The organism is Pseudomonas halotolerans (genome assembly GCF_039581215.1).
In the GTDB taxonomy this organism is placed as follows: Bacteria; Pseudomonadota; Gammaproteobacteria; order Pseudomonadales; family Pseudomonadaceae; genus Aquipseudomonas; species Aquipseudomonas tehranensis.
Genome location: NZ_JBCNTJ010000008.1, coordinates 227,340 through 237,383 on the forward strand (window position 1 = coordinate 227,340; position 10,044 = coordinate 237,383).

Consider the following 10,044-nt stretch of genomic DNA (forward strand, 5'->3'; position numbering starts at 1 on the left):
AAAAGATCGCAGGCTTCGCCAGCTCCTACAAAACCCAGCGGGAGCAAGCGCCCTCGCCACAGGTCCTGTGCTAGCGAACACACACTCCAAAAAAAAGCGGACAGCCTTGGCCATCCGCAAATATGCGCACATTGAGAGAAGCTTATCGCAACAGCGTTAGAACACCGACTGAATTTTCAGGCCGGCGACCAGCGCATCGTCGACTTCATTCACACCACCTGGATGCGTGATGTATTGCAGGTTAGGGCGTACGGTCAGCCAGTTGGTCACGTGGAAACCATAGTTGATTTCGTAGTTGTATTCGGTGCCACGCAACGGCGAGAACAACGGATCGTCGTAGTCGCTAACACCATTGGCCGCGTTGACCAGCTCGGCGTTTTTCTTCACATCTTCGTTGACATGGATGCGGGAAAAACCGATCCCGACGTCATCTTTAGGACGCGCATTGAACGGCCCCTTGTACACAAACATCAGCGACTGGTAGTTGTCGACGACGTTGGTTTCCTTGTCATGGAAGGTGGCATTGGCCGCGATGTTCAGACCGCGCGAGGCGTCGCCATTGTGGGCGGTGAGCTGTTGCTGCACCACGAACCAGTAGCCATCCTTGCTGCTGTGGCTGCGGTAGGCGTTACCGGTTGTCGCGGCATCCTGGCCATTGTCATCTTCGCGGACGTCATCAGCCTTGGCCGTACTTTTGTAGTAACCGATACGGTATTCACCTGGCAGGCTATTGAGCTTGGGCGACCAGACCAACTCGACCGGAATCAGCGTGCCTTGGGTGCCACTGCCGCTGAGCTTGTAGCGGTTGCCGTTTTCCAGCTGCGAAGGGTTCTGGTTGTAAGCACCGATCTGCGCATAGAGTTCCGGTGTGAGGTTGTACTTGACGCGAATCGCCGCCTGCATGATCGGCCAGTTGTACCAGATGCCGGTTGCCCAGTTACCCGCTTGCGAACCGCAGAACGCCAGGTTCTGGAACTCGCACGGGAAACTGTTGAAATCTTCACCGACCCCGTAGTAACCGGCTTTGACATCCAGCTTACTGTCGAAATACTGCTGCTTGATCCACAACTGGGTCAGACGGGTGGTTTGCCCACGGCCCCAGACTTCCTGGGAAGAGCTGAGGGTGCCGGCCCGTGGATCACCGATACGGTCGTTGGAGATGTTGCGACCGTCCCGGCGAGTGAATTGAATCTTGGCCGTGGTATCACCCCAACCCGCCAGTTTCTCCAGGTCCAGGGCTACGCCCAAGCCAAACTGCTGGGACCAGCGCGCAGTCTTGTCATCGTTGTAACCGCCGTCGAGGTTGGCACCCATCTCACCGACGAAATCAGCCTTGATATCGATACCTTGCTCGATCAGTCTGGTCCGCTCGCCGCCCCAGTCGCCGGTCATCCATTGCGAATCGGCGCTGAAAGCCTCGGCCGCATGCGCACTACCGGCCAGCATCATCGCCGCAACAGCGGACAATTGGCAGACACGCCGGGCGTTGTTGTTCTTCTTCATCCCTACATCCTCGTCTTTATTGTTATTAACTGTTTTTATCTAACGCGGTTTACAACGATTGCGGCGAATGGTCCCCCACTCACCGCATACTTCCTTGCGGGAGCAGGCTTGTGTGGGAGCTGAGCTTGCTCGCGATGAAAGCACCTCGGTCTTTCAAATGACCGCGTTATCGTTCATCGCGAGCAAGCTCAGCTCCCACAAGCCCGCTCCCACATTTGTTCTTCATCGACCTTTGAATTGCGCGACGTTGGCGGCTCGGGCTTCGCTGTGCGCCTGGCCGGCCACGCCCAGGCGTTCGCCGGACTTGGCATCGAACAGCAGCACTTTCGAGGGATCGAATTGCAGGGTCAGGGTCTCCCCCACCTGCGGCGCCATGTCCGGTGCCAGGCGGCAACAAACCTTGGTGTCGTTAAGGCTGACGAACACCAGAGTGTCCGGCCCGGTGGGCTCGGTGACCTGGACTTCGGCGCGAATGGTGGGCAAGCCATTGGGCTCATTGCCCGCCAGCATGATCTGTTCCGGGCGCAGGCCGAGGATCACTTCACGGTCTTCCAGGCCGGCGTCCTGCATGCCCATCGGCAGCTCGCAACGGGCCTGGCCACTGTCGAGCAGCGCCAACAAACGGCCGTCCTTGCGTTGCAGGCGCAGGGGGATGAAGTTCATCGGTGGCGAACCGATGAAGCTCGCCACGAACAGGTTGGCCGGGTTGGTGTAGATGTCTTTCGGGGTGCCGAACTGCTGGATGATGCCGTCCTTCATCACCGCCACTTTGTCGCCCAGCGTCATGGCTTCGATCTGGTCGTGGGTGACGTACACCGTGGTGGTTTTCAGACGCTGGTGCATCAGTTTCATTTCGGTGCGCATCTCGACCCGTAACTTGGCATCGAGGTTGGACAGCGGTTCGTCGAACAGGTAGATCTTCGGCCGCCGCGCCAGCGCCCGGCCCATGGCCACGCGCTGTTGCTGACCACCGGAAAGCTGGCCGGGCTTGCGGTTGAGCAGATGTTCGATCTGCAGCAGTTTGGCCACGCGGCTGACTTCTTCATCGATGGCGGACTGGCTCATCTTGCGAATCTTCAGACCGAACTCAATGTTCTCGCGCACGCTCATGGTCGGGTACAGCGCGTAGGACTGGAACACCATGGCGATGTCGCGATCCTTCGGGCTCATGCCGCTGACGTCCTGGTCACCGATCATGATCGCGCCACCGGTGATGGTTTCAAGGCCGGCGATGCAGTTCATCAACGTCGACTTGCCGCAGCCCGAAGGGCCGACAAGGATCAGGAACTCACCGTCCTTGATCGACAACTCGATGTTCTTCAGGGTGTCCGGCAGGCCGGCACCATAGGTCTTGTTTACATTGCGAAGTTCGAGCGTTGCCATGATTACCCCTTGACTGCGCCGGCCGTCAGACCGCGCACGAAATACTTGCCTGCCACCACATAGACCAGCAGGGTCGGCAGCCCGGCGATCATCGCCGCTGCCATATCAACGTTGTATTCCTTGGCCCCGGTACTGGTGTTGACCAGGTTGTTTAGCGCCACCGTGATGGGCTGCGAATCGCCGCTGGAGAACACCACGCCAAACAGGAAGTCGTTCCAGATCTGAGTGAACTGCCAGATCAGGCAGACCATGATGATCGGGGTGGACATCGGCAGGATGATCCGCCTGAAGATGGTGAAGAAACCCGCACCGTCCAGTCGCGCCGCTTTTACCAGCGCATCGGGAATGCTCACGTAGTAGTTACGGAAGAACAGCGTGGTGAACGCCAGCCCGTAGACCACATGGATGAACACCAGGCCGGTGGTGGTACTGGCCAGGCCCATCTTGCCGAGCGTGAAGGAAGCCGGCAGCAGGACGGTCTGGAAAGGCAGGAAGCAACCGAACAGCAACAGGCCGAAGAACAACTGCGAACCGCGAAAGCGCCACATCGACAACACGTAGCCGTTCAATGCACCGATCGCGGTGGAGATCAGCACCGCCGGGACGGTGATCTTGATCGAGTTCCAGAAGTACCCGTCAACCGTGGCCCAGGCCTTGACCCAACCGATGCCGGTGACCACGGTCGGCCAGCTCAGCAGGTTGCCGGTGCTGATGTCTTCCGGTGTCTTGAAGCTGGTCAACAGCATGACCACCAACGGCACCAGGTAAAGCAATACGGCAAGGATCAATACCGCGTAGATCGCGATGCGACTCAGGCTGATGGATGGTTTGGCAGCGAGACTAGTCATGGCGCTTGGTCCTCAGCTCGGAGTACAGGTAAGGCACAACGATTGCGAGAATCGCACCGAGCATCAGAATCGCACTGGCCGAACCCATGCCCATCTGGCCGCGACTGAAGGTGAAGGAGTACATGAACATGGCAGGCAGGTCAGAGGAATACCCCGGGCCGCCGGCCGTCATCGCCGCCACCAGGTCAAAGCTCTTGATCGCGATGTGCGCCAGGATCATCACCGCACTGAAAAACACCGGGCGCAGGCTCGGCAACACCACTTTCCAGTAGATGCGCGGCATGCTCGCGCCATCGATCTGCGCGGCACGAATGATCGACTGATCAACACCCCGCAGGCCGGCGAGGAACATCGCCATGATGAAGCCCGAGGCCTGCCATACGGCGGCGATCACCAGGCAATACACCACACGGTCCGGGTCGATCAGCCAGTCCAGGCGAAAGCCTTCCCAGCCCCAGTCACGCAACAATTTGTCCAGGCCCATGCCCGGGTTGAGCAACCACTTCCAGGCCGTACCGGTGACGATCATCGAGAGCGCCATCGGGTACAGGTAAATGGTGCGGATGAAACCTTCGCGACGAATGCGCTGGTCAAGGAATACCGCCAGCAGTACGCCGATCACCAGGGTGATGCCGATGAACATGCCACCGAAGACTGCCAGGTTCTTGCTCGCCACCCACCAGCGGTCGTTGTCCCACAGCCGCGCGTACTGCGCCAGGCCAGCCCACTTGTAATTGGGCAGAAAGGTCGAGGTGGTGAACGACAGAACGAACGTCCACAAGATATAACCGTAGAAGCCCACCAGCACGATGAACATGCTCGGCGCCAGCACCAGTTTTGGTAGCCAGCGCTGCAATGCATCGAACGGCGAGGCCTTGCTGAACACAGCAACAGAACTCATGGGAAGATCCAGTACAAAGGGTAATGATTACAAGGGCATCCCTTGTGGGAGCGGGCTTGTGTTGGAGCTGAGCTTGCTCGCGATGAAGGCGTCTCGGTCTTTCGAATGACCGCGTTATCGTTCATCGCGAGCAAGCTTTGCTCCCACAGGCTCGCACCCCACAGGGGCCTGCGGTGCTAAGGGTTACTTGGCAGACTGCACCGCTGCGCCCAGTTTCCTGGCAGCGTCGGCTGGGTCGGCTTTCGGGTCGTTGATGTAGTTGGTCACCACGTCAAAGAACGCGCCCTGTACCGCCAGCGTGGTCGCCATGTTGTGCGCCATGCTCGGCTGCAGGCCGCCGGACTTGGCGTCCGCCAGGAAGTCCTTGGCCGCGGTCTGGGCGCAGGAATCGAAACCGTACTTGGCCATGTCGGCCAGCATGTCGTTGCGCACCGGGATCGAACCCTTGTTGATGCTGAAGACTTTCTGGAAGTTCTCACCCAGCACGACCTTGGCGATATCCTGCTGACCGGCCGCGGTGCCTTCATCTTTCTGCTTGAACACCGCCAGGGAATCGATGTTGTAGGTGAAGGCCTTGTCGGTGCCCGGGAACGCTACGCACTCGTAGTCCTTGCCGGCGACTTTCTTGGCCGCGGTCCACTCGCTCTTGGCCCAGTCACCCATGATCTGCATGCCGGCCTTGCCGTTGATGACCTTGGCTGCTTCCAGGTTCCAGTCCTGCCCCTTGCCGTCGACGTCCATGTAGGTCGCGACTTTCTTCAGCTCGGTCAGGGCCTTGACCATCTCCGGACCGGTCAGGGCCTTGTTGTCCAGGTCGACCAGAGCTTTCTTGTAGCCATCGACACCCATGACCGAGAGCACCACGGCTTCAAACACGGTGCTGTCCTGCCAAGGCTGACCGCCGTGGGCCAGCGCAATGAAGCCTGCTGCCTTGAGCTTGTCGCCCGCGGCGTAGAATTCTTCGAGGGTGGTCGGGTTTTTGGTGATGCCGGCTTTCTTGAAGACTTCGGGGTTGATCCACAGCCAGTTGACGCGGTGGATATTCACCGGCACGGCGACGTAATCACCCTCGTACTTCACCGTATCGGAGACTTTCTTGTCGAGCAGGCTGTCCCACTTCTCTGCTTTGGCCACGTCTTTCAGGACGTCGGTGTCGAGCAGCCCGGTGGACGCCCACTCCTGGATGTCCGGGCCTTTGATCTGGGCCACACCCGGTGGGTTACCGGCCACAGCGCGGCTCTTGAGCACGGTCATGGCCGTGGAACCGCCACCCCCGGCAACAGCGCCATCCTTCCAGGTAAAACCGTCTTTCTCGACCTGGGCCTTGAGCACATCGACCGCGGCTTTTTCGCCACCGGACGTCCACCAGTGAACGACTTCGACGCTGCCTTTGGATTCGGCGGCCAGGGCGTTGACAGGGAATGCTGCGACAGGAAGCAGGGAAGCAAGAGAAATGACAGTAGCGAGGCGAGAAATCGCATTCATCTAGAAGTACCTTTCTTGTTGTTATGCATGCAAGTCTGATGCTTGCGCTGCACGGATTCTAAACAGGGGAAATCCCTTGGCAGGTAACGAAGGGACGCGTAAATGTCACGACATGGTTACACAGGTGCGGCACTGGAGAGTTTCGCCAACGCCGTCGCCATGCTGGGGGCGAGGGGCAAGCGCGGGATCAGCACCGCCTGCCAGGCGTGATACAAGTCCGGCTTGCCCGGCCAGATGTCGGCGCTGGGGCGGTTCTGCGGATCGAGTTCGTGGTGCCAGCTACCGTTGCAACGGTCGATGAAATGTTTGTCACAGAACTCCCAGAACCGCCGATACCAGGCTTCGTATTGCGCCTCGTCGGTGCGTTTGAGCAAGGCGCTGGCGGCGGCGGCCGCTTCGGCATGAACCCAGTGCAGGCGATGGCGAACCACGGCACGGTTGTCCCAGTCCAGGGTGTAGACAATGCCTGGCGCACCATCGACCTCCCAACCGTGACGGCAGTTCTGGTCGAAGAGTTTTTGCGCGTCCTGGGCCAGCCAGCCGGGCGTCAACATACCCATCTGCACCCGAGCAGCTTCAAGGTGCAACAGCAGCCGCGCCCATTCGAAACCGTGGCCGGGCGTGGTGCCGTAAGGGCGAAAACCGTCGGCGGGGTTGTCGTGGTTGTACTCGCGAAGCGGTTGCCAGTCACGGTCGAAATGTTCCACCACCTGGTAGTCATTCGCCGCAGCGTGGCCGTGGATGACCCGTTCAACGATGCGCAGCGCACGGACCAGCCAGCGAGGATCGTCCGTGGCATCGGCCAGGGCCAGGAAGGCTTCGGTGGCGTGCATGTTGCTGTTGGCGCCGCGATAAGCTTCTTCGTCGCTCCAGTCGCGGTTGAAGGACTCGCGCAGGGCGCCCTCCTCTTCGCTCCAGAAGTGCGCATCGATCACCCGCACGGCTTCATCCAGCAACGCCTGGGCGCCGGGACGCTGGGCCACCACCGCGGAACTGGCTGCCAAGGCAACAAATGCGTGCAGGTAGGCGGCCTTGCCGGTGTCGTGCTCATGGGCTTGCGCCGTGGCGAACCAGCCGCCGTGCTCGGCGTCCCGCAGAGGGCCGCTGAGGGCCTGGACACCGTGGTCCACCAGTTCGGCGAAGCCGGGCAGCCCCTGGATATGGGCCATGGCAAAGCTATGGGTCATGCGCGCGGTGTTCATGGTTTCGGCCCGAGCATCGTCCGGCAGACGGCCCTGGTCATCCAGGTTGCCAAAGCCGTCCGGCAGCCTGGAGGCCTTGGCGAACGCCAGCAGACGCAAGCCTTCGGCGGCAAGCCATTGCTGGTGGGCAGGCGCGTTCAGCCAACTGCTGAAGGCCGGTTGGAAGGTGTCCATGGGAGTACCTTTTTTTGTTGTTTTGACGCAGGGAGTCTAAACAAGGGATGGCGGGCGGCAGGTAACGAAAGGGGCGAGTTATGTCACCGACTTGTGACATTTCTTTGAGCGATGTTGAGGCTACTGGCGTCTTCGCGAGCAAGCCCGCTCCCACATGGATACACCATGCATAAACACCACAGATCCAATGTGGGAGCGGGCTTGCTCGCGATGAACGATAACGCGGTCTGACTAATCGACACTGCGGGGCAACTGCAACGTCACCCGCAACCCACCTTCGCGCAGGTTCTGCAGACTGACTTCGCCGCCATGGCTATGGGCGATGTTGCGGGCGATGCCCAGTCCCAACCCGTACCCTTGCTGCTGCCCGGCCAGACGAAAGTGCGGTTCGAAGACTTGCTCCAGGCGTTGCTCCGGCACGCCCGGCCCCTCGTCGTCGACGTGCAGGATGAACGCGGTTTCATCGTCATCGATGTGCAGATGGGCGTTCTGCCCGTACTTCAAGGCGTTGTCGATCAGGTTGCCGATGCAGCGTTTGAGCGCCAGCGGCTTGCCGGGATACGGCGCCAACGCGCGGCCATCCTGGGTCACCCGGCCATTGCCGCTGGGCGCCAGGTACGGTTCGACCAGGCAATCGAGCACATGGTTGAGGTCCACCGGCTCGATGTTTTCGTGAATGTCGGTGTCCTTGACGCATTGCAACGCGCCTTTGACCAACAACTCCAGTTCGTCCAGGTCGCGGCCGAACTTGGCTTGCAGGTTTTCGTCCTCCAGCAACTCCACTCGCAAGCGCAGCCGCGTGATCGGCGTGCGCAGGTCATGGGAAATCGCGCTGAACAATTGGCTGCGTTCGGTCAGGTAACGGCTGATGCGCTCACGCATGGCATTGAATGCCCTGCCCACTTCCACCACTTCGCTGCCGCCGCCTTCAGCTACCGGTTCCACTTCGGCGCCCAGGGACATGTCGCGTGCCGCCCGGGCCAGGCGTTTGAGGGGCCGGCTCTGCCAATGCACCAGCAAACCGATGAACAGCAACAACAGGCTGCTGGTCAGCACGATAAAGCCCACCTGCTGCGCCGGCAGGTCCTGTTCTTCAAGGCTGGTGTAGGGCTCGGGCAGCAGCGAGGCGATGTACAACCATTCGCCCGGCGCCATCTGGATTTGCGTGACCAGCACGGGCGGGTTCACCGGTTCCAGGGTCAAGGCGTAGTGGGCCCAGGAGCGCGGCAATTCATCAAGCTTCAGACCGCCGTTGAAAATCCGCAGGTCTTCGGGGCTGACAAACTTCACCGAGATGTCGGCGTCCTTGCCCAGGGATTTGCGCAGTACGTCGTCCACCGCCTTGAGCACCGCCAGCTTGCGCGGTGTCACCGGCAGCACGTCCATGCCCAGGGGTTTGTCATTGAGCGTGACGACAAACCGCGTGCCGCCCATGCTGCGCAATTGATCCAGCACCAATGGCCGGTAAGCCACCGGCAACGAGCGCAGATAGCTGACACTGGCGGTCATCGAATGGGCCAGGCTACGGGCGCTGGTGACCAGCCCTTCGAGCTGGGTGGCGCGCAGTTGCGAGACCCAGATCAGGCTGGACAGGGTCTGGGCGAACAGCACCACCAGCAGGGTCAGCAGCAGCATTCTTCCAAGCAACGAACGCGGCACCGGCACCCGCCGGGCTATTTTCTTGATCCAATCAATGACCATTGCTGGCAATCACACTGGCCGCCAGTTGATAACCACTGCCGCGTACCGTGCGAATCAACCGCGGTGGCTTGTCGGTGTCACGCAGGCGCTGACGCAGGCGACTGACCGCCATGTCGACGATTCGGTCCAGGGGCATCAACTCACGACCGCGAGTGGCGTTGCCGATGGTGTCGCGGTCGAGGATTTCCTGGGGATGATCAAGAAACAGCTTGAGCAAGGCGAAATCGGCGCCGGAAAGGATCACTTCTTCGCCGTCGGCATGGAACAGCCGATGACTGACCATGTCCAGCCGCCACTCGTCGAAGGCCAGCACTTCGCCGCCGGCGCGTTCCTGGCCAAACTGCGCCCGACGCAACAGCGCCTTGATGCGCGCCTGCAGTTCACGCGGACTGAAGGGTTTGCCCAGGTAATCATCGGCCCCCAGCTCCAGGCCGATGACCCGGTCGGCCTCGTCGGAACTGGCGGTGAGCATGATGATGGGTACGTGGGCCTGGCGCGGGTGCTGGCGAACCCAGCGGCAAAGGCTGAAGCCGTCCTCGTCGGGCAGCATCACATCGAGGATCACCAGATCGCTCGGTGCATCGTTCAGCGCCTGGCGAAACCCGGCACCGTCGGGCGTGGTCCGCACCTGAAAACCCGCACGGCTGAGGTAAGTGTCCAGCAGTTCGCGAATCTCCTGGTCGTCGTCGACCAACAAAATCGATTTGTTCACTGAACTCACGGGCCTCGTCCTTTGTTTGGATTGGGGCGGATTATGCCTGAAGGACGGAATCTACAAACACACCATAAAACCTTTGTGGGAGCGGGCTTGCTCGCGAAGGCGGTGCGTCAGTCAACATTTCCGTCG

General features: G+C 60.4%; 8 protein-coding genes. All 8 read right to left on the minus strand.

Going from position 1 to position 10,044, the window contains the following annotated elements; all coding sequences use genetic code 11:
• Positions 1 to 156 precede the first annotated feature (156 nt).
• On the minus strand, positions 157 to 1,503 hold the full coding sequence (locus AAIS01_RS13885) for a carbohydrate porin (protein ID WP_343469423.1): 1,347 nt from the start codon (positions 1,501 to 1,503) through the stop codon (positions 157 to 159).
• Between the two features lie 222 nt (positions 1,504 to 1,725).
• Positions 1,726 to 2,886, minus strand: a complete 1,161-nt coding sequence (locus AAIS01_RS13890) for an ABC transporter ATP-binding protein (RefSeq protein ID WP_343469424.1) — start codon at positions 2,884 to 2,886, stop codon at positions 1,726 to 1,728.
• A 2-nt stretch (positions 2,887 to 2,888) separates the two neighbouring features.
• Positions 2,889 to 3,734: a carbohydrate ABC transporter permease gene (locus AAIS01_RS13895; RefSeq protein ID WP_047228360.1), complete on the minus strand. Its 846-nt coding sequence runs from the start codon at positions 3,732 to 3,734 to the stop codon at positions 2,889 to 2,891.
• Positions 3,727 to 4,635: a carbohydrate ABC transporter permease gene (locus AAIS01_RS13900; RefSeq protein WP_343469425.1), complete on the minus strand. Its 909-nt coding sequence runs from the start codon at positions 4,633 to 4,635 to the stop codon at positions 3,727 to 3,729. Before AAIS01_RS13900 ends, AAIS01_RS13895 begins: the two co-directional genes overlap by 8 nt.
• Before the next feature lie 183 nt (positions 4,636 to 4,818).
• On the minus strand, positions 4,819 to 6,120 hold the full coding sequence (locus AAIS01_RS13905) for an ABC transporter substrate-binding protein (protein WP_343469426.1): 1,302 nt from the start codon (positions 6,118 to 6,120) through the stop codon (positions 4,819 to 4,821).
• Between the two features lie 116 nt (positions 6,121 to 6,236).
• Positions 6,237 to 7,496, minus strand: a complete 1,260-nt coding sequence (locus AAIS01_RS13910) for a D-mannose isomerase (RefSeq protein ID WP_343469427.1) — start codon at positions 7,494 to 7,496, stop codon at positions 6,237 to 6,239.
• Positions 7,497 to 7,727: 231 nt separating this feature from the next.
• Positions 7,728 to 9,155 carry an ATP-binding protein gene (locus AAIS01_RS13915; protein ID WP_431191923.1) on the minus strand — a complete coding sequence of 476 codons (1,428 nt, stop codon included), beginning with the start codon at positions 9,153 to 9,155 and terminating at the stop codon, positions 7,728 to 7,730.
• 31 nt (positions 9,156 to 9,186) lie between these two features.
• Positions 9,187 to 9,918, minus strand: a complete 732-nt coding sequence (locus AAIS01_RS13920) for a response regulator (protein ID WP_343469429.1) — start codon at positions 9,916 to 9,918, stop codon at positions 9,187 to 9,189.
• Positions 9,919 to 10,044 lie beyond the last annotated feature (126 nt).